We start from the raw sequence: 24,036 nt of genomic DNA, 5'->3' as shown, positions 1-24,036 counted from the left end.
GATCGGGGGTCGCACAGTGGGGGCCGGTGCGGATTCCGCGCGCCGGTTACGGCTCGTACAGCTTGGGGCGGGCCGGAAGATCGACCGTGGCCGGTGCCCCGGTTTCGAGCGCCCGGACGCAGGCCTGCGCAAGGTAGGTGGCGGCGAAGCCGTCCCAGGCCGTCGCGGCGGGCGAGACCGCCGGCGGCGCCGCCAGCCGTACGCCGTCCACCCAGTCCTGCAACTCACGCCGGTACGCCTCGGCGAACCGGGGCCGCCAGTCCGTCGCCAGCGGCCTGGCGATGACCCCACCGCGCCGCTGCACGGTCGCCGAGGGCCGGTCCAGCTCCACCGTCCCCGCCTCGCCGACCAGCTCGCACCGCACCTCGTAGCCGTATCCCGCGTTGACGAAGACCTCGACGTCCACCAGCACTCCCGAGGCGGTACGCAGGACCAGCAACTGGGGATCGGCCGTGCCGCCTGCTGCCGCTGCCCGCCGAGGCGTGTGCACCGTCGCCTCGACGACCTCCTCGCCCAGCAGCCATCGACTGACGTCCAGCTCGTGCACGGCCGAGTTGGTGATCACGGCGGCGCTCGGTTGGCCGGGGGTGTTGGTCGGGTTGCGGTGCACGCAGTGCAGCACCAGTGGCGCGCCGATCTCGCCGTCGTCCAGCGCCCGCTTCAGCTCCAGGTAGCCGGGGTCGTAGCGCCGCATGAAGCCCACGGTCACCAGCCGGCTGCCGAACGCGGTCTCGGCGTCGACGATCCGCTGGCAGCCGTCCACCGTCGGGGCGAGCGGCTTCTCGCAGAGCACCGGCTTGCCCAGGGCGATGGCGGCCAGCACGTACGCCTCGTGGGTCGGGTCCGACGAGGCGACCAGCACGGCGTCGATGTCGTCGTCGGCGATCAGCGCGAACGGGTCGGACAGCAGCCGGGCCCCGGTCGCCCCCGCCACCTGGCGGGCCCGTGCCTCGTCGACGTCGCAGACCCCGCCGACCCGTGCGCCGGAGACCGAGCCGCTGAGCAGCCGGGCGTGGTCGGCGCCCATGACACCGGCGCCGACCAACCCGACCGTGACCGGCCGGGTGTGCCACGGCCGCGCCGTCGATACCTCGACCGCCGGCGAGTGCCCGGCCCAACCGGCCCGGCTCACCGTGCCACCCCGGGCAGCTCGCCGCCGACCGCGACCAGGAAGTCCAGGCTGCGCCGCACGTCGTGCACCGGGCCGGCGCCCGCCTCCGGCGGCGCGGACAGGGCCGCGTCCTGCTCCAGCACGTACCATCCGCCGTACCCGGCCGCCTCGAGGTCGCCGACGATGGCCGCGATGTCGAGGTCCCCGTCCCCCAATGGCGTGTAGAGACCGGCGCGGACGGCCGCGAGATAACTCGTCTCCCCCGCCGCCACGGCCGCGGCCACCCGCGCGTTCACGTCCTTGAGATGCACGTGGGCGATCCGGTCGGCGGCCAGCCCGATCAGCTCCGCGGGCTGCATCCCGCCGATCAGCAGATGCCCGGTGTCCAGACAGAGCAGGATGTCGCTGCGCTCGACCAGCCGCAGCACCGAGGCACGGTCCTCCACCGCCGTGCCCACGTGCGGGTGCAGCGTCGGGGTCAGACCGCGCTCGCGAGCCATCGCCTGCAACCGGTCGAGCGTGGCGAACAGCGCGTCCCACTCCGCGTCGGTGAGGCGGACCTTGCGGTCGTAGCTGCCGTCGGTCGACCGCGCGGCGAGCACGACGACCTCGGAGCCGCCAGCTGCCAGGGTGTCCATGGCAGCGGCCGCCTCGTCGAGGTCGGCGTCGGTCGCCACGTGCATCGGGACGGGCAGGAATCCACCGATCAGGAGCAGGTCGTTGGCCCGCAGTGTCTCCCGCACGTCGGCGGGCGCGGCGCCGAGGTAGCCGGTCGGCCCGAGTTCGGTGGCCCGGAAACCGAGCTGGGCCATCTCGGCGAGGACCCGCTCGGCGGGCAGCTCGACGCCCCAGCCCGGGGCCTCGCACACGCCCCACGAGATGGGCGCGCCGCCGATCCGGTCGGCGAAGTTCGTCATACCGTCGTCTCCTTGAGGGGTCCGCGTCGCGGAAGGGGTGCCCGCCGGAGGCGGGGTGGGGGTGCCGTTGTACGCCGTCAGCTGGCCGTCGGGAACTGGAGACTCGCCACGACCGGGTGCTCCACGTGTGGCCAGCGGGCGGTGACCACCTTGGAGCGGGTGTAGAACCGCACGCCCTCCGGCCCGTGGACGTGCGACTCGCCGAACAGCGAGTCCTTCCACCCGCCGAAGGAGTGGTAGGCCATCGGCACCGGAATCGGGACGTTGATGCCGACCATGCCGACGGTGACCGCCCGTTGGAACCGTCGGGCCGCCTCGCCGCTGGCCGTGAAGATGGCCGTGCCGTTGCCGTACGGGTTGGCGTTGATCAGCGCGATCGCCTCGTCGAGGGTGTCGACGCGGACGACCACCACGACCGGACCGAAGATCTCGTCCCGGTAGGCGTCCATGTCGACGGTGACGTGGTCGAGCACGGTGGGGCCGACGAAGAAGCCGTCCTCGTGCCCGGGAACGGTCAGGTCCCGCCCGTCCACCGCCAGGGTGGCGCCCTGCGCCTCACCGGAGTCGATGTAGCCGATGATGCGGTCGCGCGCCTCCCGGGTGACCACCGGGCCCATCTCGCTGCTGTCGTCCCGGCCGGGACCGACCCGGACCTGCGCGGCTTTGCGGCGCAGCACCTCGACGAGGCGGTCACCGGCGGCACCCACCGCGATCGCGACGGAGATGGCCATGCACCGTTGACCGGCGGAGCCGAAGGCCGCCGCGGTCAGGTGGTTGGCGGCGAACTCCAGGTCGGCGTCCTCCAGCACGACCGCGTGGTTCTTCGCCCCGCCGAGGGCCTGCACCCGCTTGCCGCCGGCGGACGCCCGGCTGTGGATGTACCGGGCGATGGGCGTGGAGCCCACGAACGACACGGCGGCCACCTGCGGCGCGTCGAGCAGCGCGTCCACCGCCACCTTGTCGCCGTGCACCACGTTGAAGACGCCGTCGGGCAGTCCGGCCTCCGCCCACAGCCGCGCGATCAGCAGCGACGCCGACGGGTCCCGCTCGCTGGGCTTGAGCACGAAGGTGTTGCCGCACGCGATGGCGACCGGGTGCATCCAGCTCGGCACCATCACCGGGAAGTTGAACGGGGTGATCCCGGCGACGACCCCCAGCGGCTGCCGGAAGGTGAACGAGTCCACCCCGCCGGAGACCTGGTCGGAGTAGTCGCCCTTGAGCAGCTGCGGGATGCCGCACGCGAACTCCACCACCTCCAGCCCGCGCTGCACCTCGCCACGGGCGTCGGCCAGCACCTTGCCGTGCTCGTCGGAGACGATGCCCGCCAGCTCGTCCAGGTGGTCGTACATGAGTTGCCGGAAGGCGAACAGGATGCCGGTGCGGCGGGACAGCGAGGCGTCCTGCCAGTCCTCGAACGCCCTGGCCGCCGCGGCGACCGCGGTCCGCACGTCGGTTTCCTCGGCGAGCAGGACCTCGGCCTGTGGCGCGCCGGTCGCCGGGTTGAACACCGGGGCGGTGCGGTGGGACAGTCCCGCCGTCGCCGCGCCGTCGATCCAGTGCTGGATGGTCCTCACAGGTAGCTCCTCTGCGCCCTCTTGGCCGCCACGTACGCGGTCCGCGCGGATCTCACGGTGTCCAGGTCCGACACCTCGGCGACCGGGACGTCCCACCACGCGTCGCTCGACGGCGCGTCGACCGTCGGGTCGGCGTCGACGTGGATCACCGTCACCCGGTCGGTCGCCTTGGCCTTCGCCAGCGCGTCCCGCAGCTCGGCCACCGTGGTGACCCGCCGCACGTCGGCCCCGAGGCTGGCCGCGTTGGCCGCCAGGTCGACCGGGAGGACGTCGCCGTCGAGTCGGCCCTCGTCGCCGCGGTAGCGGTAGGCGGTGCCGAACCGCTGGGCGCCCACCGACTCCGAGAGCCGGCCGATCGACGCGAAGCCGTGGTTCTGCACCAACACCACGATCAGTTTCACGTGCTCCTGCACGGCGGTGACCAGCTCCTGCGCCATCATCAGGTAGGACCCGTCGCCCACCAGCACGAACACGTCCCGGTCCGGGGCGGCCAGCCGAACCCCGAGGCCGCCGGCGATCTCGTAGCCCATGCAGGAGTAGCCGTACTCGACGTGGTAGCTCTTCGGATCCCGGGCTCGCCACAGTTTGTGCAGGTCACCGGGCATCGACCCGGCGGCGCAGACGACCACGTCGCGATCGTCGGCGCAGTCGTTGACCGCCCCGATGATCTCCGACTGGGCCGGCAGCGGGCCGTGACCGAGGTGGTAGGCGCGGTCCACGACGGCGTCCCACTCCGCCGCCAGGCGACCGGCCGTCTCCTGCCACGCGGCGTCCGTGCGGTACCCGGACAGCGCCTCGGTCAGCGCCTCCAGCGCGGCCCGGGCGTCGGCCACCAGCGCGACTCCCGAGTGCTTTGCGGCGTCGAACGCGGCGATGTTCACGTTGACGAAGCGGACCCCTGGTGCGCCGAAGGCGCTACGGGAGGCGGTGGTGAAGTCGCTGTACCGGGTGCCGATGCCGAGCACGACGTCGGCCTCGCGGGCAAGGGCGTTGGCGGCGGTGGTGCCGGTGGCGCCGATCGCGCCGACGGACAGCGGGTGGTCGTGGCGCAGCGCGCCCTTGCCCGCCTGGGTTTCCGCCACCGGAATCCCGGTCGCCTCGGCGAAGCGGCGCAGCACCTCGGTGGCCTCGGCGTAGATCACCCCGCCACCGGCGACGATCAGCGGTCGCCGGGCGCCACGCAGCACCTCGACGGCGCGGGACAGGGCGGCCGGCTCGGGCACCGGGCGGGGCACGTGCCAGACCCGCGTGGCGAACAGCTCCTCCGGCCAGTCGTACGCCTCGGCCTGGACATCCTGCGGCAGGGCGATGGTGGCCGCCCCGGTCTCGGCCGGGTCGGTCAGCACCCGCACGGCGCCGAGCAGGGCCGCCGGGAGCTGCTCGGGCCGCCAGACCCGGTCGAAGAAGCGCGACACCGGGCGGAAGGTGTCGTTGACGCTGATGTCACCGCCGCGCGGGTCCTCGAGTTCCTGCAGGACCGGGTTGGCCACCCGGGTGGCGAACACGTCGCCGGGCAGCAGCAGCACGGGCAGCCGGTTCACGGTGGCCAGGGCGGCACCGGTGACCATGTTCGTCGCACCGGGCCCGATGGACGCGGTGCACGCCAGGGTGGCGAGCCGGTTGCGCATCCGGGCGAAACCCGCGGCGGCGTGCACCATGCCCTGCTCGTTGCGGGCCTGCCGGTACGGCAGCGCGCCGGGTGTGGCGAGTTCCGCCTCCAGCAGCGCCTGCCCGAGGCCGGCGACGTTGCCGTGGCCGAAGATGCCGAAGCAGCCCTCGAAGAGCCGGTGCTCGACGCCGTCGCGTTCGGTACGTTGGGCGGCCAGGAACCGCACGATCGCCTGGCCGACGGTGAGCCTCATCGTCCTCCTCCGTCCACCGCTGGGGAACCGCCCTCCGGGGTGAAGGGAAGTCGTGGGTCGATCGCCTGCTCGGCCCAGGTGTCGCGGACCCAGGCATGGGCCGGGTCGTCGCAGATGAGCCAGGACCGGGCGCCGGGCCCGGCCATCACGTTGAGGTAGTAGAGGTCGTAGCCGGGCGCGGCCATCGACGGGCCGTGCCAGCCGTGCGGGATCAGCACCACGTCGCCGCTGCGGACCTCGCGCAGGATGTCGATCGGACGCTCGTCGGTGCCGTACACCCGTTGGTAGCCCATCCCGCCGCCGGCCACCTCGTAGTAGTAGATCTCCTCCAGCACCGACTCGCCCGGACGCTCCTCGTCGTGCTTGTGCGGCGGGTACGACGACCAGTTGCCGCCGGGGGTGAGCACCTCGCAGGCGATGAGGCGGTCGGCTTCCAGCACGTCCGGGGTGGCGAAGTTGTTCACCTGGCGGGAGCAGGAACCGGCTCCGCGCAGCTCCACCCGCACCTGCGCGAGCGGCACGTGGCGGAACGGCAGCCGACGTCGGGCCCGGGCGGTGGCCAACGCGAACCGGCCGCCCGGCGTGCCGGTCAGGGTCAGGCTGCTGTCCCGGGGGACGTACGCGACGTCGGTGGGGCCGGCGAAGACGCTTTCCCGGCCGGCGAGGTCCGCGCGGTCGCCGTCCGCGGTCACGGTGGCGGACCCGGCCAGCGGCACCACCACCACCTCGTCCTCGCCGGTGTCCCAGTGGAACGTCCCGCCGGGCGGCAGGTCGACGACGCGCAGACCGGAGTACCCCCAGCCGGCGCTCTCCGGCGTCACCTCACGCGTCATGCGGCGACCTCCGCGTCGGCGCGCACCAGGCCGACCGCGGCGTCGACCGCGGCGGCCACGTCACCGTCGGGCGGGTAGAGCAGGGCGCGGCCGACCACCAGGCCACGCACCCCGGGCACGGCGAGGGCGCAACGCCACCGGGCGTAGGTCTCCTCCGGGTACTCCACCGGGTCGCCGCCGAGCAGCAGTGCCGGCAGCGTGGTGGCCGCCATCACCGCTGCCATGTCCGCGACGACCGGCAGTTTCAGCCAGGTGTACGCGCTGGTGCCGCCGAGGCCGCTGGCGATCGCGACCGACCGGGCCACCGCCGCGGGGCTCAGGTCGTTGACCACCCGACCGTTGGAGTCGCGCCGGGACAGGAAGGGCTCGACCATGGCGATGAGCTGGTGCGCGGCCAGCTCGGAGACGGCGTTGGCACTGGCCTCCAGGGTGCTCACGGTCGCGTTGTCGTCAAGGTCGATCCGGGTGAGCATCTTGCCACCGTCGAATCCCATCGCCGCCAGCCCGGCCGCGTCGTACCCGGTGAACCGGTCGTCCAGCTCGAAGACCGCGCCCTGCAGGCCGCCGCGGTTCATCGAACCGATGGCCACCTTGTCGTCCAGTTCGCCGAGCAGCAGCAGGTCCTCCAGGACGTCGGCGGTGCCCACCACGCCGTCGACACCCGGGCGCCGCAGCGCGGTGGACAGCCGGCGCAGCAGGTCGTACCGGTCGGCCATGGCGGCGCCGTCGCCACGGACGCCGAGCGCACCGCGCGCGGGGTGGTCCGCCGCGACCAGCATCAGCCGGCCGTCCGGGCCGAGCAACGGCCGCCGGATGCGGGCGGCGGCGGCCTCCCGGACGACCTCCGGTCGGGTGGCGCGCAGCCGGCGCAGCTCGGTGAAGTCCAGGTCGTCAGCCATGTCGCACTCCCAACAGTTCCTCCACCTCGGCAGTGGTCGGCATCGCGGTCGAGCACTCCAGCCGGGAGGCGACGATGGCGCCGGCCGCGTTGGCGAAGCGCAGGGTCTGCTCCAACGGCCAGCCGGCGAGCAGGCCGTGGCAGAGGGCGCCGCCGAACCCGTCGCCGGCGCCGAGTCCGTTGACCACGTCGACGGGGGTGGGTGGCACCTCGACCGACTCGTGCCGGGTGCGGGCCAGCACACCCCGAGGGCCCTGCTTCACCACCGCCAGTTCCACGCCGGCGTCCAGCAGCGCCCGGGCGGCCCGGTCCGGGTCCGTCTCGCCCACCGCGACCGCGCACTCCTCCTGGTTGCCCACGGCCACGGTGACGTGCGGGAGCGCCTGCCGGATCTGGGCGCGGGCGGCCTCGGCCGACGCCCAGAACATCGGCCGGTAGTCCAGGTCGAGCACGGTCAGCGGGCGCCGCTCGCGGGCAGCCCAGGCGACGTGGTGCGCGGTGCGGCTGGGTTCCTGCGACAGGCCGGTCACGGTGGACCAGAACACGCCCGCCTCGGCGATCGCCACGGTGTCCAGTTCGTCGGGTTCGATGACCAGGTCGGGGGCCTTCGGTTCCCGGTAGAAGTAGAGCGGGAAGTGGTCCGGCGGGAAGATCTCGCAGAAGGTGACCGGCGTGGGCAGTCCGGGGACGCTGGTCACGTAACGGTTGTCGACGCCCAGTTCGGCCACGGCGCGCTGGACGAACTCGCCGAACGGGTCCCGACCCGTCCTGGTGATCACCGCCGCCCGCCGGCCGTGCCGCGCCGCCGCGACCGCGACGTTGGTGGCGCTGCCGCCGAGGAACTTGCCGAACGTCGATACGTTCGGCAGGCTGACGCCCACCTGGAGGGGATAGAGGTCCACCCCCACCCGGCCCATCGAGATGACGTCGAAGCGTTCCATCGGACTCCCCAGGAGGTTCTTTCACAGGTCACACAGGGTGCGCCGGGGTCGTGGCAGCGGTTGCGGCCGAGGGCCGCGGCGCGTGTTCGAGCAGCTTCGGCCCTGACGACGAGGCAAGTCAAGAGTTTGTCTTGACATTCTTCCGAAGTAGATGACAAAGTGCGTCGATTGTCAGCCCGGTCGGGAAGGTGACGCTCATGCCCATCCCCCGCATCCCCATCAACAGACACAGCCCCGTCCCGCTGTACTTCCAGATCTCCCGCCGCCTGACGGAGGCCGTGGAAGCGGGCGACCTGGTCCCCGGCGAACTGCTGCCCAACGAGATCGAGTTGGCCGCGTCGCTCAACGTGTCCCGACCGACCATGCGCCGGGCCATCGAGGAACTGGTCGTCAACGGGATGCTCACCCGCAAGCGGGGGGTCGGCACCCGGGTCAACGACACTCCGGTGCGCCGGCGGGTGGCCCTGACCAGCCTGCACGAGGACCTGGCCGCGGCCGGGCGGCAGCCGCGCACCCAGGTGCTGCGCTTCGACCCCGCCTGCCTCGACCGGCACGCCGCCCGGGAACTCGGCGTGCCGGACGGCGACCGGCTGCTGCACTGCGAGCGGCTACGACTGGCCGACGGCGTGCCGCTGGCCATCCTGCGCAACTGGTTACCCGCCCGGTTCGACGACATCACCGCCGCCGAGCTGGCCGACGAGGGCCTCTACAAGCTGCTCGGGGAGCGCAACGGCCGCCCGACGGTGGCCCGGCAGAAGATCACCGCACGGTCCGCGAGCGCCACCCAGGCCCGGCTGCTGGACACCGGGCACAACGCCCCCCTGATCAGCATGCAGCGCACCGCGTTCGACGCCGAAGGGCGCGCGGTCGAGTACGCCGACCACCTGTACCGGGCCGACCACTACGCGATCGAGGTCACCGTCTACAACCGTTGACCGGGTGCCCCGCCGGTCACGGGTCAGTCCTTGAGCCCGGCGTTGATGTCGGCGTTCATCACGTACTTCTGGAGCAGCAGGTAGATGGCGACGAGCGGGATCATCGACAGGACCGAGGCGCCCAGCAGGACCGACCAATTGACGTTGTCCGCGCCCACGATGGTCGCGACGCCGATCTGCAGGGTGAACTTGTTGGGGTCGTTGAGGACCACGAGCGGCCAGATGTAGTCGTTCCAACGCCACTGGAACGAGAAGATGGCCAGCGTCAGCATGATGGGCCGGGACAGCGGCAGCATGATCCTGATGAACGTCGACAGTTCGCCCGAGCCGTCGATCCGGGCCGCTTCCAGCAGGTCGTTCGGGACGGTGAGGAAGAACTGCCGGAACATGAAGGTGCCGGTCGCGGTGATCACCGCCGGCACCACGACCGCCGAGAGGCTGTTGTACAGGCCCAGGTCGCGCACGACGAGGAACAACGGCGAGAGGATGACCTCCGCCGGCAGCATCGTGGTCGCCAGGACGCAGATCATGAACGCCTTCACCCACCAACTGTGGTACTTCGCCAGGGCGTACCCGCAGGCGGCGCTGACCACGATGGTGAGGACGGTGGCCGCGACCGCGACGATCAGCGTGTTGAGGAAGTACTGGGCGAAGTCGAAGCTCGTCCAGGCCTGGGTGAAGCCCTCGATGGTCGGGTTCTTCGGCAGGAGCGTCAGCGGATAGGAGAACAGCTCGCCGGCGGGCTTGAACGAGCTGAGCAGGAACCACAGCACGGGGAAGCCGTACACGACGACCAGGAGCCACATGACGGCGGTCGCCCAGACCTTCTTCGACAGCTCGCCCGGTGCGGCGGGCCGCTTGCCGCGGCGCAGGGCCGGCGGGCGCGGCGTGCTGGTGGTGAGAGCCATGTCAGGACTCCTTCCGACGGTTCATGCGGAGCTGCACGACCGCGACGATCATGAGAATCAGCATGAGCACGAACGAGGCCGCGCTCGCATAGCCGACCTGGGCCCGCTCGAAGCCCATCTTGAAGATGTACTGGACGAGCAGGTTGTTCGCGGTGCCGGGGCCGCCCTCGTTGAGCGCCCGGATCAGCGCGTACTCCTTCATGAAGTGCAGGACGCTCAGCAGCACCACGATGAAGGTGGTCGGCGCGATCGCGGGCAGCGTGATGTTGCGGAACTTGGCCCACGAGCCCGCGCCGTCCAGCGACGCCGCCTCGTAGTACACGGTCGGCACGTTCTTCAGCGCCGCGACGAACAGCAGCATGTTGAACGCCGTGTAGCTCCACGCCGCGGCGACGATGACGACGATCAGCGACAGGTTCGCGTTGGACTGCCAGGGCACCTCCTCGCCGCCCAGCGAGACGATGAGGTAGTTCACCAGCCCGAAGTTCTCGCCGAACATCCAGCGCCAGATGACACCGGCGATGATCGGCGAGATCAGCCACGGCAGGAAGAAGACCACCCGCGCCAGCGACTTGCCCTTGGTGTACGAAGTGACGAGCAGGACGGCGGTGCCCAGGGAGAGGAGGACCGTCAGCGGCACCGCGCACGCGGTGAAGATCAGCGTACGGATCAGGGCGGCGTAGAACGCCTCGTCTTGCAGCAGCCGCTGGTAGTTGTCCAGCCCGACGTAGGGCGCCGTGCCGACCCCGGTGTAGCTGGTGAACGAGTAGATCAGCCCGGTGACGGCCGGCCAGACGAAGAACGTGACGAACAGCAGGAGGTTGATCGAGATGAGCACCAGGGGTGCTCCGACGTAGCGGTTCCGGCCGCGCAGGCGCCAACCCCGCTGGCGCGGCCGCATCGGCTCCGGCCCTCGCCGCACGTCGATGCCCGGCGCCTCGGCCGGCGGGTGGATGCTGTCCACCATGGTGCTCTCCTTTGACTGAGCGCTCACGCGAAGTCCGACCAACTGAGCCGACGTGCGGTGACCGCCGGCATCGGACGATGCCGGCGGATCCCGCGACGAGGCTTCAGCTCAGTTGCTCGTTGAGGCCGTTCACGATGTTGTCGACGGTCTTCTGGACGTCCTGCTCGCCGTTGACGAACTTCGCCATCTCGTCCTTGGTCGGGTCCTTCTGGATCGCCTTGCCGTCAAGGATGAGCGTGGTCTGGGCGGCCTGGCCCGAGGAGGAGATCGGGTCGGCGAGTTCGATCTCCTTGGTGTAGAGCGCGAACGCGTCCAGCGCGGCCTGCTTCTTGAACGGGTAGGTCACGGTGAGGCCGGACTCGACGGGCAGGTAGCCGTTGGCCGCGGCCAGCTTGGTGTAGTTGTCCCGCTGGAAGATGAAGTCCACCCACTTCTTGGCCGGCGCCGCGGCGTCGCCGTTGTTGAAGGCGACCACCTTGCCACCGAGGTTGATGTCGGTGGCGTGCACCGGCTGGGCCGGAGTCGGCGCGCTGGCCCACTCGAAGTTGGTGATGCTCTCGGCGAAGTCTGCGACCTGCCACACGCCGGAGTAGTAGGCGACAACCTGGCCGCTCTTGAACAGGGCGTTCGGGTCGGCGCCGGAGGTCCACACCGACTTCGGCATGACCTTGTCGTCGTTCATCGACTTGAACTTCGTCAGCGCCTGCACCGTCGCGGCGTCCGGGGTGGCGTACTTGCCGTCCGAGCCGAGCTGGAAGCCCTTGCCGCCGTGGGTGTAGATGAAGGCCCGGATGCGCGCCGGGGAGTTGTCGTAGACCAGGTCGTACTTGGCGCCGGTCGCGGTGCGGACCTTCGTCGCCGCCGCGAGGAACTCGTCCCAGGTCCAGGTCTGCGCCGGGTCGGTCGGGTAGGTGACCTTGGCCTTGTCGAACAGGCTCTTGTTGATGAACAGGCCGGCCGCGGTGAGGTCCGACGGGATGGCGAGAACCTTGCCGTCCTGCTCGGTGACCAGGTCCTTGCGGATCTTGTTAGTATCGTTGTTCGCGGTCGCGCTCAGGTCCTGGAGCTGGTTGATCCAGAGGGTTTCCAGCTGGGGCACGCTGGCGACGTCGGGCAGGGAGTTGGCCTGCGCGGACTGGCGCAGCTTCTCCTGGTACCCGTCGTAGGGGACGTTGACAATCTCGACCTTCACCCCCTCCTTGGCCTCGAACTCCTTGGCGAGGTCGTTGTAGCCCTGGAGCTGCGCCGAGGTCGACAGCCAGAAGGTGATCTTCTTGGCGCCCGAACCGCCGCTGTCGGTGTCCGAGCCGCAGGCGGTGAGGGCGACCGTCATGGCGACGCCCAGCGACAGCCACCGCCAGCGCCGCAGTCCTCTCCCGGCCGTTATCGAAATATTCATCTTCGTCTCCCTGATGATCAGCGCCCTGGTGGCGACGGACGTTAACGGGCAAGCGCTTACCCGTCAATGGCAGGACATACAGCTCTCGACAGTTGCTCTATTGTCCTGACATACGCACGTCACATCGGCATAACAACTTGCCGTCGCCCGCGACACCGAGCCCCGTCTCAGGGCAACCTGTCGGCGTTGACGAGCATCCGGACGCGGGCCGGCACCCGCCCCGCCACGTACAGCCGCGTCCCGGTCGCGGCATCCGTGCCCCCGAGGAACCGGTACTCCTCGCCGGGCTCGTACGCCGGCGCGCAGCTGGCGGCCGGCAGCGCGTTGCCCTGCCCGTCCGACGTCTCGGCCAGCTCGACCCTGATCACGTCGTCGCCGCACCGGTAACTGGCGGCGGCCGGTGCCGCCTCGGCGCCGGCGGCCGCGTCCAGTTGCCACCTGCGCTCACCGAGCGGGTGGGCCCCGGTCAGCGTGCCCCCGGGCCGGAACGCCAGCTCGAGCGCCCAGTCCACCACGGCGCCGGTCAGGTCGATCGTCAACTCGACCCCGGCCGCCGTGAGCCGTGCGCGGACCGCGGTGTGCAGGGTGATGTCGTCCCGGACACGCCGGTCGAAGTCCATCGCCGCGCTGAACCGGCCCTCGTCGCCGAGCCGGTAGTCCCCGCCCGGGTCACGGTCCTGGTGCGCCAGCGGCTGGTAGTAGGCCGCGGTCACGGTCTCCGCCAGGGTCACGGTCGTCTCCCCCGGCCGGCCCCGCTCGATGCGCAGACCATCGGCACGAAACGGCCCCTTACCGAAGAAAGTACGCGAAAGACGGACGCTCTCCAAGACAGCCGCCCCGGCGAACAGGCGAAGGAACGTCGGCGAGTTCGCCAGCCCGGAACGAATCCGCCCGTGGCGCGGATAGTCCGTGCCGCCGAAGAGCACGGTCGTGGCGGCAGGACGGTGGTCCACCAGCAGGCCGGTGGCGGCGAACACCCGCTGGCGTGGCCGCCGCGGCTCGACCGGCGCGGGCAGCACCCGCGCGATGTCGGGATCCAGCACCAACCGCGCGGCCGCGTCCGCCGGCGAGGCGATCCCCTGTTCCAGCGCGAGGCCCGCCGCCCAGGCCAGGTCACCACGGCCCCGCAGCAGCGCCACCCGGCGCAGCGGAAGCAGGAAGACGGCCAGCGGCATCGGCCGGTGCTGGTCCTGCCGGCGGGACATCACGGTCTCCACCGACCCGTCCGGCAGGAGCAGATCCAGGGTGGCGTCCAGGTTGCGTTCGACGATGTCGACCAGGCTCGGGCGGTCGAAGACCTCGGCGAGGACGAGCAGGGACGGATTGGACACGTGCGCCGCGTAGTTGGCGCTGCGCTCGGAGTAGAGCCCGTCGCCGTCGATGTCGACGCCCTCGGCCAGCCACTGGTCGACCCGCTCGGCCAGCGCCGGCCGCGGTGCCACCAGGAACAGCCGGGCGAGGGCGGCGGAGAGTTCCCAGCGGTGGTTCGGCGTGTGGACCCCGCCGCTGGTCAACGCCGGGACAGCGGCGGCCAGCAGTCGTTCCAGCACCGCCGCGAGGGCCCGGTCGTCGTTCGGGGAGGCGGCGCGCAGCAGCAGGAGCGCGTCGGCGAGGTCGTTGACGCTGAAGGCGGAGTCGGGCGGGGAGTCGACGTTGTCCCCGCCCGTGAACAGGCCGCTCGGGCCCTGCAGCTCCGCCAGCCGCAACGCGAGCCGCAGGGCGTGATCGAGCAGGCCGACTCCGGCCCACGACCCGTCGGGGTCGTTCACCGGGTGCGTCGCCGCCACCAGCGCCTTGATCCGCTCAGCGAGGTGGCGGTGCTGGAGGTCCCGCCACGCGTCACCCTCGGCCTCCCGCACCACCGAGCGGACCTGCTCGGCCAGGGCGGCGCGCACCCGGGTGACGAACGTGACGTCGAGCTGCGCCGTCACCGGGCGCGCCTCGATCCGGGTTGGCAGGTCGTCCGCGTCATCGGAGCCCCCTCAAACGATCTTCCTGGGTGCGGTGGTGCGCGGGGAACGCTACCCAGGTGGGCAACCTCGATGTCACGCGACCGTCACCGCGGTCCACGACACCGGGGGCAGCTCGATGGTGAGCACGCCGTCGGAGAGGGCGACGGTGTCGTTCGTCCGGAGCCCCACCCGCTCGGTGTCGCGCAGGTCGTTCACGGCGTAGACGTCCTCGTCCCAGACGCCGCGGGCCGAGACCGTGCGGCGCGGCCCGAACGCGCTCAGGTCGACCGTCACCGAGGTCGCCTCCGTCGTGTGCCGGTTCTGCAGGAACACCGACACCGAGGCACCGTCGGAGGTCGCGGCTGCCGCGACCACGGGTACGGCGCCGAACCTCGCCGTGGTCGTCGTGTCGGCGTCGAGGGCGACCTGGAGCGCGGTCCCCCGCGCCGCCCGCGAGGTCTCCGAGAACGGGAAGAACGTCGTCTGCCGCCAGGCCGGCCCGCCGGGCTCGGTCATGATCGGCGCGATGACGTTGACGAGCTGCGCGAGGCTGGCCGACGCGACCCGGTCGGCGTGGTTGACGAGCGAGATGAGCAGACCGCCGAGAGTCACCGCGTCCGCGACCGAGTACACGTCCTCCAGCAGGCGCGGCGCCACCGGCCAGTCGTCGATGGTGAAGGTGCGGGCCTGCTCCGCCCACCTGCTGAGGTACCAGACGTTCCACTCGTCGAACGAGATGTCGATGCGCTTGTCCGAGCGCTTGAGCGCCCGCACGTGGTCGACGGTCGCCACGACCGCCTCGATGAACGCGTCCATGTCGACACCCGACGCGAGAAAACTCGCGAGATCACCCTCCCGCTCCTCGTAGTAGGCGTGGCACGAGATGTAGTCGACGTCCTCGTACGTGTGCTCCAGGACGATCCGCTCCCACTCGCCGAACGTCGGCATGCTCCGCGACGACGATCCGCACACCACCAGTTCCAGGCGCGGGTCCACCTGGCGCATCGCCTTCGCGGTCATCGACGCGAGCTTGCCGTAGTCCTCGGCGTTGCGGTGCCCGAGCTGCCAGGGGCCGTCCATCTCGTTGCCGAGACACCACATGGTGATGCCGAACGGCTCCTGCCTGCCGTTGGCGGCACGCTGCGCGGTACGCGCGGTGCCCGCCGGGACGTTCGCGTACTCGACGAGTTCGAGGGCCTCCTTCGGCCCCCGGGTGCCGAGGTTCACCGCCAGCATGAGTTCGCTGCCCACCTGATCGAGCCAGTCCTGGAACTCGTGCAGACCGACCTCGTTCGTCTCGGTGGAGTGCCACGCCAGGTCGAGCCGGCGGGGACGCTCGGCCACCGGGCCCACGCCGTCCTCCCAGTGGTAGCCGGACACGAAGTTGCCACCCGGATATCGGACCGTCGTCACGCCGAGCTCCCTGACCAGCTCGATGACGTCCCGCCGGAAACCGTCAGGGCCGGCGCTCGGGTGTCCAGGCTCGTGGATGCCGTCGTACACGTGGCGGCCGAGGTGTTCGACGAACCCGCCGAACAGTCGCCGGCGGACCGGTCCGATCGTGAAGGCCGGGTTGAGGGTGAGGTGCGCACGGGCCATGGCGGCAGTCCTTAGGCCGGGATTCAGGTCGGAGCCCATGATGTAGGGCGGGGCGAGCGGCGACAACACGACCAGCGGGATGATCGGGATCACAGCTGGTCGAAACGGCGGGCCAGCGGCTCCGCTCGGAACCTGCCCACCAGAGCACACCGCTGCGGCGTGGTCGTGTCTCTGGTCCGTGCGCATCGTCGTCGGGGCCCTGTCACGTCGATGGCCGGCGTCGGCGAGACTGATGGTCCATCGCACGAAGGGTTCCCGCTGCCGTGTCCGAAGACCTCCCCGAGGTCGCCACCGTGCCCCCCACCCCCCGGGCGCGACGTGACCCTGCCAGCCTCTCGCTCGTCGGCGTCGACGTGGGCGGCACCAAGACGCACCTGGCCGTCGTCGGCCCCGACCGGCGGCGGCACGACGTGGTGGTCCCCTCCGCCGACTGGCGCCGGGGGCCGATGTTCTCCGACCCTGCGAACTTCGACCGCCTCGCCGCCCTCGTCGGCGACGTGTCCCCCGGGCACCGCCACACCCGGGTCGTCGTCGGTCTGCACGACCTCGACACGGCCGAGCAGCGCGTCATCGCCGCCACCGAGCTGACCAGCCGCCTGCCGGGCACGGTTCGCGTCGTCAACGACGCGGAGCTGCTGGGTCCGGCCGCCGGGCTGGAGCACTGCCTCCAGCTCATCGTCGGCACCGGCGCGATCGCCATCGGGACCGACGACCAGGGAACGGCCATCACCGCCGACGGGTACGGTGCCCTGCTCGCCGACCACGGAAGCGCCCCCGCCCTGGTCCGGGAGACCGTGCGGAGAGGGCTGCGGATGGCCGACGAGGACGGCCCCGACGCGGCCACCGCCGACCCGGCGGTGGCGCTGCTCTGCGCGGCGTACGGCGCACGCACGCCGGCGGACCTGGCGCTGGCGGTCTCCGGGGAGGACGTCTACTCCTGGGGGCGGCACGCGGAGCTGGTGTTCGACGCGCTGCACCGGGGTTCGCCGGTGGCCCTCGCGGTCGTCGAGGAGGCAGCGGACGTCCTGGCCCGCAACCTGGCGGCCGTCCGGCGTCGCGGCGCGCGGGGGTCGGTCGTCGTCGGCGCCGGCGGAGTGCTCACCGCACAGCCCCTGCTGCAGACCCGGGTGCGGGGGCGCCTGCGCGTACACGCGCCGGACCTGACCCTCCGCGTGCTCACCGCTCCCCCGGTCGACGGTGCCCTCGTCCTCGCCGCCGCGCTGTGAGCCGCCGGCCCGTTCACCCACACCGCACCCGCCGCCGGGACGCCACGGCCACCGCCCGCACCCCGCATCACGCCCCGACGAACAAGGAGCATGCTCACCGTGACCCCTCGGACAACCCCCTCGTCGATCCCGCTGCCCGCCGACCTCGCGTCCCCGATGCCCGGGCGCGGGGCCCTGCCGCCGCGTGCGCACCTGCACTCCGACGCTCCCCGGCAGGTGCTCGACGGCACGTGGCAGGTGCGGCTGCGCCCGTCACCGCGCCACGTCGCCGACGACGGCTGGCAGCAGGTCGATGCACGACTCGACCCCGCGGACTGGTCCCCGCTGGCGGTGCCCGGGCACCTTCCGTTGCAGGGACACGGTTCTCCCATCTACGCGAACGTCGCCTACCCGTTCCCCGTTGACCCGCCGTTCCCACCGGACGACAATCCCGTCGCCGACCACCGGCTGGAGCTGGTGGCCTCGCCCGAGGTGCTCGCCCACCCCTCGGTGCTGCGGTTCGAGGGCGTCGACGGCGCGGCGACGGTGTGGCTGAACGGTGTGGAACTGGGCACGCTGCGCGGTAGCCGCCTCACCACGGAGCTGCCGTGCACGGGCGTACTCCGGCCGGGAACCAACGTGCTGGCGGTTCGCCTGGCGCAGTGGTCCGCCCACAGCTACCTCGAGGACCAGGACATGTGGTGGATGCCCGGCATCTTCCGCGGCGTCACGCTTCTGGCCCGCCCGCACGGCGGGGTGCGGGACGTCTTCGTCCACGCGGGTTACGACCACCGTGACGGCTCGGGAACGCTGCGGATCGACGTGGAGCTCGAGGAGGGCGCCGAGGCGCCGGCGACGATCAGTGTGCCGGCGTTCGGTCTGCACGAGGTCGCCGTCGGCGTGGAGCATCACGTGCCGTCGGTCGCGCCGTGGACCGCCGAGACGCCCGTGCTGCACGACGCGCAGGTGCGCACCCCGACCGAGACCGTTGACCTGCGCATCGGCTTCCGTACCGTCGCCGTCGAGGACGCCACGCTCCTGCTGAACGGCACCCCGCTGCTGCTGAAGGGCGTGAACCGACACGAGCACGACCCCCGCCGGGGCCGGGTCGTGGACCTGACGACGGCCCGGGCCGAGTTGCTGCTGATGAAGCAGCACCACATCAACGCCGTACGGACGTCGCACTACCCACCGCAGGCGGACTTCCTCGACCTGGCCGACGAACTCGGGTTCTACGTCATCCTGGAGAACGACCTGGAGACCCACGGCTTCGTGCTGGTGGGCTGGCGGGGCAACCCGAGCGACGACCCGCAGTGGTTGCCGGCCTACCGGGACCGGATGCGGCGGACGGTGGAACGGGACAAGAACCACCCCAGCGTCCTGGTGTGGTCGCTGGGCAACGAGGCCGGCACCGGCGCGAACCTCGACGCGATCGCCCAGTGGACGCGGGACCGCGACCCCGACCGCCTGGTGCACTACGAGGGCGACCTCCGTTCCCGCCACGTGGACGTGTACTCGCGGATGTACGCGTCCGTCGACGAGGTGGCGGCGATCGCCACCGAGCCGCCCGCCGAGACCTTCACCGACCCCGACGAGCAGCACCGGCGTCGACTGCCGTTCCTGCTGTGCGAGTACGCGCACGCCATGGGCAACGGTCCGGGCGGCCTCAGCGAGTACCAGGACCTGTTCCACCGGTACCCGCGCCTGGCCGGCGGATTCGTCTGGGAATGGGTGGAGCATGCCCTCGACGGCGGAACCACCGACGGCGGGCGGCCCGTGCAGCTGTACGGGGGCGACTTCGGCGAGCGGGTGCACGACGGCAGCTTCGTGGTGGACGGCCTGGTCCACGCCGATCGGTCACCGGGGCCCGCCCTGGCTGACCTGGCGCGGGTGTTCTCTCCCGTGGGCCTGGAACTGGCCCCGGACCTGTCGACGCTCACGGTGGTCAACCGCTATCACAGCCTGGACCTGTCGCACCTGGAGGCGGTCTGGACGACCGACGGCGTCGGGCACGGGGCAGCCACGCCTGTCACGTTGCCCGAGGTGCCCGCAGGCACCAGCGCCGTCGTCCCGCTTCGGCTGCCGCCGTCGGCCCTGGCTGCCACCGTGACCGTGCTGCTGCGCCGGCGGACGGCCGGCGACGGATGCGCCGACGGCCACGTGGTCGCCTGGACCCAGCACATCGCGGCCCGTCCGGTCGCCGCGCTCGAGGCCCACCGCGTCGCGCCGCGACGGACCGGCGACGGCCTGGTCCAGCTGGGGCCCGCCTCGTTCGACGAGCGCACCGGCATGCCCGTACGGCTCGGCGCCCTCGACCTGCACGACGTGGCGGTGAGCCTGTGGCGGGCGCCGACCGAGAACGATCGAGGCGTCGCCTGGGAGGAGCCGGAGCTGCCGTCCGTCGCCGACCGGTGGGCCGCGGCCCGCCTGGACGACCTGCGCACCCGCCTGCTCGAGGTATCCGAGGACGGGTCCGCGTTCGTCGTGCGGACGAGGTCCGGGCCCCCGGTGCTCGACGCCGGGGTCGACGTGACCTGGCGCTGGACGAGCGATGGCACCTCCCTGGCGCTCGACCTCACCCTCGCTCCCTACGGCACGTGGCCGTGTGACTGGGGCCGGGCCGGAATCGACCTGCGCCTCGCCGAGCCGACGGCGGGGGTGCGCTGGACCGGCTGGGGACCGGGCCCGCAGTATCCGGACACCGGTCAGGCGGCCCGCTACGGCTCGTTCGTCGCCGGTCGGGACGACTACGCGGTGCGGACCGTCCGCCCCCAGGAGCACGGGGCGCGCCGCGTGGATGACGCGACGGTGGACCTGGGGGCTCGGGCGCTACGGGTACGCGGGGCTGGTCTGCCGCTGACCGTCCGCCCCTGGTCCCGGGCCGTGGTCGCCGCCACCAGGCACGACCACGAGCTGCCGGCGGCGACCGAGACCTGGATCTCGGTGGACGCGGCCGCCAGCGGAGTCGGCACCGCCTCGTGCGGGCCGGGCGTCCTGCCGGGGTACCGGCTGGCGCCCGCCACGCAGCAACTGCACGTGATCCTCCAGCAGGTCGATCACCTGCGATGAGCGGGCAGGCGTGCTGCCTGCCCGCTCATCGCGGGCGGCGGGACGTCCCCGCCGCCGCTTTTCCCCGTGCGCGGGGTCGGGGGACCGCCGGTCGCCAACAGACCGGCGGTCCCCCGGAGGGTGCCGACTCGACCGGCGGGACAGTGGGCGAGCCCCGGGGCAGGTGATCCACTGTGGAAGGGCCGGCCGTCCACACCGATATGGTGACGCTTGCGCCAATTGCGCGGTCACGCGTGCGTGGTCGGTTCGGCCGAAGGTGGAGAAAGTGGAGAAAGAAGCGCAGGGTCAGCATCGGGTGCCTCGGCGGCGGGGGCGACGGCCGACACCTCCCGATCCTGATTCGGGCCCGGTGGGCGCGTTCGCCGACCGCCTCTGGCGGTTGAAGCAGGAGGCAGGCGATCCGTCGTACGAGGAGATGTCCGTACACCTGGGCGCGGCCGCCTCGAGGTCGTCGCTGGCCGCCGCCGCCCAGGGCCGGAGTCTGCCCAGCTGGGAGACGACATGGGAATTCGTCCGAGTCCTCGCCGTCGACCGGCTGGGCCACGATCCGGTGGCCGTCGAGAAGGAGTGGCGGCAGCGCTGGACCCGGGTCAAGGTCGCGCGGAACCTGACGGGCAGTTCCCCGGCGGCTGACGCGGTACCGGCGGTCGGGACGATGCCGGAGCCGCCCGGAACAACGGAGCTCGGGACAATCCGGCTGCGGGGTCACCGGCACCTCGTCGCCGTCGTGGCCGGGGCCCTGGCTGTCCTCACCGGCGCCGTCGTGTTCGTCGTGGGCCACCGGCGGACGGCCAGTGGCGATGCCGGCGTGCCAGCGGCTGTCTCCGTCACGTCGGACCGGGACGACTCCCAGTTCGAAGGCGACATCACCTACCCCGACGGGACTCTGGTGCCGCCGAACTCCTCGTTCACGAAAATCTGGCGGATCCGCAACACGGGCACGGTGGTCTGGGCCAACCGCTTCCTGGCGCGGGTCAACGCCGACCCCTGCCAGACGCCGCAGGCGGTGCCCATCCCCCAGACCCGGCCGGGTGAGGTCGTGGACATCGCGGTAGCCGTCCGGACCCCCAACGCTCCCGGGACCTGCAAGATCTACTGGAAGATGGCCGACGAGCAGGGGCGGACGCTGTTCCCGCTCAAACGTCCGGTCTTCCTGGACGTGCAGGTCGGTAGCTCGTAGCGTCCGCGCCGCCCCCGTTCGAGGCGGCGGAGCCCTGTCGGTGCGACATCGCACCAACAGGGCTCCGCCGGTACTGCCCCGCTCCCGCGCCGGTGCGGCCCGCACATTTCGCCGGAGCCGGGCTCACCCGGGGCGTCGGAGACGGGTCAGCCGCAGTTGGTGCGGCGCTTGCCGCCCTCGGTGCCGCTGATCCGGCCCATCCAGTCCACGCACTTGTCCGCGGCGGACAGGTAGATCGGACCGGCATAGGACGTGTAGTAGCCGCCGTCGTAGGCCGGCCAGTGGGTGCCGACCGGGCTGATGCCCAGCCCCGCCTCGATCAGCACGGCCGAACCGGCGCTGTTCCGCTTGGCGATCACGCAGTTCCTGCCGGTGGAGGAGTTGTAGGTGAGGAACACCGTTCCCTTGGAACCGATCGCGGCGGAGTTCACGACGCCGTAGCCGGACCCGCACTCGCCCCCGTAGGTCGCCGCGTACGCCGGGGACGCCACGGCCAGCGCTCCGGCCACCATGGTGGCGGTGCAGGTGGCGGTTACGGCGGCGGTCTTGATGAGCTTCATGTGTTTCCTCCGGTGCTTGCTGTCGGTCGGGTCGGTCGGGTCAGCCACAGTTGGTGGCGGTACGGGTCCTGGAGGCCGTCCCGATGGTGCCGCCCCAGTCGACGCACGAGCCCGCTGCCGACACGTAGACCGGCCCGGCGTAGGTCGTGTAGTTGCCGCTGTCCTTGACCCAGGAGGAGGTGCCGGACCGGCGCAGGTACGCCTCCATGAGCGTGGCGGTCCCCGGCTTCTCCCGCAGGGTGACGACGCAGTTCTTCCCGGTGGACGAGCTGTAGGTCAGGTACACCGTGCCCCGGAGGTCGGGCAGGTCGATCAGGTTGACGACGCCGTAGCCGGAGCCGCACTGCCCGCCGTAGAGCGCCGCCTGTGCGGGTGCGGCGTTGACCAGGGCTCCCGCGGTCGCGGCGGCCGATGCGAGTCCCAGCGCGGCGATCTTCTGCGAAATGCGCACGAAGAGTGCTCCCTCTCTGCTGTGGGTGGTTGCGCATGACGCTGGCATCCCGCGCCGGCCGGCACCAAGCGATCTGCGTCCAGTGATGCTCCAGTGGATTTTTCGGAGAAATGATCCCCAGGTGAGCGGCCACCGGGGACGCGGCACCGGGGACAGCGCCGACGGCGGCAGCTCAACCACGGGCCACCTGCTCCTCCTCCGGCGGACACGGCAGCCAGGGCCAGGGCAGGTCGCGGAAGGCCGCCTCGACGAGCAGCCGTTCGATGTCGCGCAGAAACCGTTCGGCGTACGGTGGCGGCAGATGGCTGGTGTCCCCGGTAACAGCGATGCCGAGGCCCCGAGCCTGGTCGGTGATCTCTACGCGCAACCGCCACGTGAAGTGGTCGAGGCTCTCGGCGGGCGTGACGGACGTGCCGGCCATCGCGGCCCGGACCTGCGCCTCGTCGACCGTCCGGGCGAACGGGTCGGTGTCGGCGGCGAGCCGGACATCGTTGACGAAACAGTGCGGGCTGACGGCGTCCTCGTACGGCAGCCCCGCCGCCTCGAACGCGCGACGCAACTCCGTCGGGTCGTAGTAGGAGTGCCGGTACGCCTCCAGCGCCGCCCGCCATACCCTGCGCAGCAGGTCGTCGAAGCTCGGCCGGCCGGTCGAGTCGACCACCACCAGGCCGACCTGGTTGAGCTTGGCGATGGCGTCGGCGTAGCCGTCGACGGCCCGGTTGTTGGCCATCGAGTGAAGACCGCAGACGTCGGTGCCGGACCACCGGGACAGCACCGCCGCGATGGCCGCGACCAGCACGGTGGAACTGGTGGCGCGGCAGCGTGCGGCGGCCAGCCGGACGGCGGTCGCCGCCGCCTGCGAGACCAGCACCGTCCGCCGGAACCGGGGCGTCGCCGGTGGGGCGACCCACGGCAGTGTCTGCGGCGGCAACCGGGCGAAACCGCGTACCCAGTAGGCCACGGCCCGCGTCGACCGCCGCCGGTCGACGTCCCGTTCCCGGCGGGCGACGTCGACCGACTGCGGCCCGGCCGGGGTGTCGACGGCACCGCGGAGCAGCAGCAGCCGCAGCTGGCGGAGCAGTGTCTCGACGGCCTCGAAGTCGACGGTGACATGGCTGAACACGACGACGACGTGACTGATCCGGTCACCGACACGAACCAGCGCGACCCGCTGAGGCCACTCCCGGGAGTGGTCGAACGGGGTGTCGGCCAGGTGGTCGGCGACCTTCGCGGCCACCGCCGCCGTGTCGTGCCGCACCGTCGCGTCATCCTCGGACGCCGCTTCGGCCACCAGGACGGGCAACTCGCCAGCCGCGGCGACGACCTGGCACAGGTCGCCGTCGACCACCTGGATCCGGGTCCGCAGGGAGCTGTTCCGGCCCACCAGGGCCCCGATCGCGCGCAGGACATTCGCGAGGTCGGTCGGGCCCCGGCGAGGCGTCGCGACGACCCGCCGCAGACTCATCAGGGCCTGCTCGCGACCGCGACGTCGGATCGCCGCCCACAGCGCCTGCTGACCCCAGGTGAGCGGTGCGGGCGGCGCGGGAGCGCCCGCGAACCAGACGCCGAGCCGGGTGTGCTCCATCGGTGACGGCGGCACCGCGCCAACCCTGTCCGGCGATCCCATACGGCGCCCCCGCCCTTCACGTGCCGTCCCGACGCAGCTGCCCAGCTC

19 protein-coding genes are annotated in these 24,036 nt (G+C 71.8%); 4 read left to right on the top strand and 15 right to left on the bottom strand.

Features of this window, described 5'->3' with window-relative positions; translation table 11 throughout:
- Positions 1 to 46: 46 nt before the first annotated feature.
- From E1193_RS02715 to iolC, 7 genes are all read right to left on the bottom strand, one after another.
- Positions 47 to 1,132 carry a Gfo/Idh/MocA family oxidoreductase gene (locus E1193_RS02715; RefSeq protein ID WP_165945606.1) on the bottom strand — a complete coding sequence of 362 codons (1,086 nt, stop codon included), beginning with the start codon at positions 1,130 to 1,132 and terminating at the stop codon, positions 47 to 49.
- A complete protein-coding gene (locus tag E1193_RS02710) occupies positions 1,129 to 2,028 on the bottom strand; it encodes a TIM barrel protein (protein WP_132179872.1) in 900 nt (299 codons plus the stop codon). The genes E1193_RS02715 and E1193_RS02710 overlap by 4 nt, the downstream gene beginning before the upstream one ends.
- Positions 2,029 to 2,105: 77 nt before the next feature.
- Positions 2,106 to 3,602: a CoA-acylating methylmalonate-semialdehyde dehydrogenase gene (locus E1193_RS02705; RefSeq protein WP_132179870.1), complete on the bottom strand. Its 1,497-nt coding sequence runs from the start codon at positions 3,600 to 3,602 to the stop codon at positions 2,106 to 2,108.
- On the bottom strand, positions 3,599 to 5,464 hold the full coding sequence (gene iolD, locus E1193_RS02700; RefSeq protein WP_132179868.1) for a 3D-(3,5/4)-trihydroxycyclohexane-1,2-dione acylhydrolase (decyclizing): 1,866 nt from the start codon (positions 5,462 to 5,464) through the stop codon (positions 3,599 to 3,601). Before iolD ends, E1193_RS02705 begins: the two co-directional genes overlap by 4 nt.
- A complete protein-coding gene (gene iolB / locus E1193_RS02695) occupies positions 5,461 to 6,297 on the bottom strand; it encodes a 5-deoxy-glucuronate isomerase (RefSeq protein ID WP_132179866.1) in 837 nt (278 codons plus the stop codon). Before iolB ends, iolD begins: the two co-directional genes overlap by 4 nt.
- Positions 6,294 to 7,196, bottom strand: a complete 903-nt coding sequence (locus E1193_RS02690) for a deoxyribose-phosphate aldolase (protein WP_132179864.1) — start codon at positions 7,194 to 7,196, stop codon at positions 6,294 to 6,296. The genes iolB and E1193_RS02690 overlap by 4 nt, the downstream gene beginning before the upstream one ends.
- Positions 7,189 to 8,136: a 5-dehydro-2-deoxygluconokinase gene (iolC, locus tag E1193_RS02685; protein ID WP_132179862.1), complete on the bottom strand. Its 948-nt coding sequence runs from the start codon at positions 8,134 to 8,136 to the stop codon at positions 7,189 to 7,191. Before iolC ends, E1193_RS02690 begins: the two co-directional genes overlap by 8 nt.
- Positions 8,137 to 8,333: 197 nt before the next feature.
- Between iolC and E1193_RS02680 the strand changes: the two genes are divergently transcribed.
- On the top strand, positions 8,334 to 9,071 hold the full coding sequence (locus E1193_RS02680) for a GntR family transcriptional regulator (RefSeq protein WP_132179860.1): 738 nt from the start codon (positions 8,334 to 8,336) through the stop codon (positions 9,069 to 9,071).
- Positions 9,072 to 9,094: 23 nt separating this feature from the next.
- Here the strand turns inward: E1193_RS02680 and E1193_RS02675 are convergent, their stop codons facing one another.
- The 5 genes from E1193_RS02675 to E1193_RS02655 all read right to left on the bottom strand — a co-directional run bounded on the left by E1193_RS02675 (position 9,095) and on the right by E1193_RS02655 (position 15,896).
- Positions 9,095 to 9,979: a carbohydrate ABC transporter permease gene (locus tag E1193_RS02675; protein ID WP_132179858.1), complete on the bottom strand. Its 885-nt coding sequence runs from the start codon at positions 9,977 to 9,979 to the stop codon at positions 9,095 to 9,097.
- A 1-nt stretch (position 9,980) separates the two neighbouring features.
- Complete coding sequence (locus E1193_RS02670) at positions 9,981 to 10,946, bottom strand: sugar ABC transporter permease (RefSeq protein ID WP_165945609.1); 966 nt, start codon at positions 10,944 to 10,946, stop codon at positions 9,981 to 9,983.
- Between the two features lie 103 nt (positions 10,947 to 11,049).
- Positions 11,050 to 12,345, bottom strand: coding sequence for an extracellular solute-binding protein (locus tag E1193_RS02665; protein ID WP_132179856.1), 1,296 nt, complete (start codon positions 12,343 to 12,345; stop codon positions 11,050 to 11,052).
- Between the two features lie 167 nt (positions 12,346 to 12,512).
- Positions 12,513 to 14,276: a hypothetical protein gene (locus E1193_RS31685; RefSeq protein WP_165945608.1), complete on the bottom strand. Its 1,764-nt coding sequence runs from the start codon at positions 14,274 to 14,276 to the stop codon at positions 12,513 to 12,515.
- Between the two features lie 114 nt (positions 14,277 to 14,390).
- Complete coding sequence (locus tag E1193_RS02655) at positions 14,391 to 15,896, bottom strand: alpha-L-arabinofuranosidase C-terminal domain-containing protein (protein WP_132179854.1); 1,506 nt, start codon at positions 15,894 to 15,896, stop codon at positions 14,391 to 14,393.
- A 263-nt stretch (positions 15,897 to 16,159) separates the two neighbouring features.
- Here E1193_RS02655 and E1193_RS02650 point away from each other — a divergent pair, with 263 nt between their 5' ends.
- From E1193_RS02650 to E1193_RS02640, 3 genes are all read left to right on the top strand, one after another.
- The gene (locus E1193_RS02650; protein ID WP_132179852.1) at positions 16,160 to 17,122 is read left to right on the top strand and encodes a hypothetical protein; all 963 of its coding nucleotides are present in this window, start codon (positions 16,160 to 16,162) and stop codon (positions 17,120 to 17,122) included.
- 99 nt (positions 17,123 to 17,221) lie between these two features.
- A complete protein-coding gene (locus E1193_RS02645) occupies positions 17,222 to 20,170 on the top strand; it encodes a glycoside hydrolase family 2 TIM barrel-domain containing protein (RefSeq protein WP_207922527.1) in 2,949 nt (982 codons plus the stop codon).
- Positions 20,171 to 20,519: 349 nt separating this feature from the next.
- Entirely contained in the window at positions 20,520 to 21,350 is an 831-nt protein-coding gene (locus E1193_RS02640; RefSeq protein ID WP_207922526.1) for an NBR1-Ig-like domain-containing protein, read from the top strand.
- A gap of 146 nt (positions 21,351 to 21,496) precedes the next feature.
- On the opposite strand, the gene E1193_RS02635 is transcribed toward E1193_RS02640, so the two are convergent.
- The 3 genes from E1193_RS02635 to E1193_RS02625 all read right to left on the bottom strand — a co-directional run bounded on the left by E1193_RS02635 (position 21,497) and on the right by E1193_RS02625 (position 23,961).
- The gene (locus E1193_RS02635; protein WP_132179848.1) at positions 21,497 to 21,910 is read right to left on the bottom strand and encodes a spore-associated protein A; all 414 of its coding nucleotides are present in this window, start codon (positions 21,908 to 21,910) and stop codon (positions 21,497 to 21,499) included.
- Between the two features lie 40 nt (positions 21,911 to 21,950).
- Entirely contained in the window at positions 21,951 to 22,361 is a 411-nt protein-coding gene (locus tag E1193_RS02630; RefSeq protein ID WP_207922525.1) for a spore-associated protein A, read from the bottom strand.
- A gap of 172 nt (positions 22,362 to 22,533) precedes the next feature.
- On the bottom strand, positions 22,534 to 23,961 hold the full coding sequence (locus tag E1193_RS02625) for a condensation domain-containing protein (RefSeq protein WP_165945607.1): 1,428 nt from the start codon (positions 23,959 to 23,961) through the stop codon (positions 22,534 to 22,536).
- Positions 23,962 to 24,036 lie beyond the last annotated feature (75 nt).

The organism is Micromonospora sp. KC606 (genome assembly GCF_004348675.1).
GTDB lineage: Bacteria > Actinomycetota > Actinomycetes > Mycobacteriales > Micromonosporaceae > Micromonospora.
Note: the sequence above shows the minus strand (reverse complement) of the source record. Positions and strands in the feature narration are given on the sequence as shown.

Coding starts and splice junctions, on each gene's coding strand:
- E1193_RS02710 (WP_132179872.1), bottom strand. CDS start 2,028: ATGACGAACTTCGCCGACCGGATCGGCGGCGCGCCCATCTCGTGGGGC.
- iolD (WP_132179868.1), bottom strand. CDS start 5,464: ATGAGGCTCACCGTCGGCCAGGCGATCGTGCGGTTCCTGGCCGCCCAA.
- iolB (WP_132179866.1), bottom strand. CDS start 6,297: ATGACGCGTGAGGTGACGCCGGAGAGCGCCGGCTGGGGGTACTCCGGT.
- E1193_RS02690 (WP_132179864.1), bottom strand. CDS start 7,196: ATGGCTGACGACCTGGACTTCACCGAGCTGCGCCGGCTGCGCGCCACC.
- iolC (WP_132179862.1), bottom strand. CDS start 8,136: ATGGAACGCTTCGACGTCATCTCGATGGGCCGGGTGGGGGTGGACCTC.
- E1193_RS02680 (WP_132179860.1), top strand. CDS start 8,334: ATGCCCATCCCCCGCATCCCCATCAACAGACACAGCCCCGTCCCGCTG.
- E1193_RS02675 (WP_132179858.1), bottom strand. CDS start 9,979: ATGGCTCTCACCACCAGCACGCCGCGCCCGCCGGCCCTGCGCCGCGGC.
- E1193_RS02670 (WP_165945609.1), bottom strand. CDS start 10,946: ATGGTGGACAGCATCCACCCGCCGGCCGAGGCGCCGGGCATCGACGTG.
- E1193_RS02665 (WP_132179856.1), bottom strand. CDS start 12,345: ATGAATATTTCGATAACGGCCGGGAGAGGACTGCGGCGCTGGCGGTGG.
- E1193_RS02655 (WP_132179854.1), bottom strand. CDS start 15,896: ATGGCCCGTGCGCACCTCACCCTCAACCCGGCCTTCACGATCGGACCG.
- E1193_RS02635 (WP_132179848.1), bottom strand. CDS start 21,910: ATGAAGCTCATCAAGACCGCCGCCGTAACCGCCACCTGCACCGCCACC.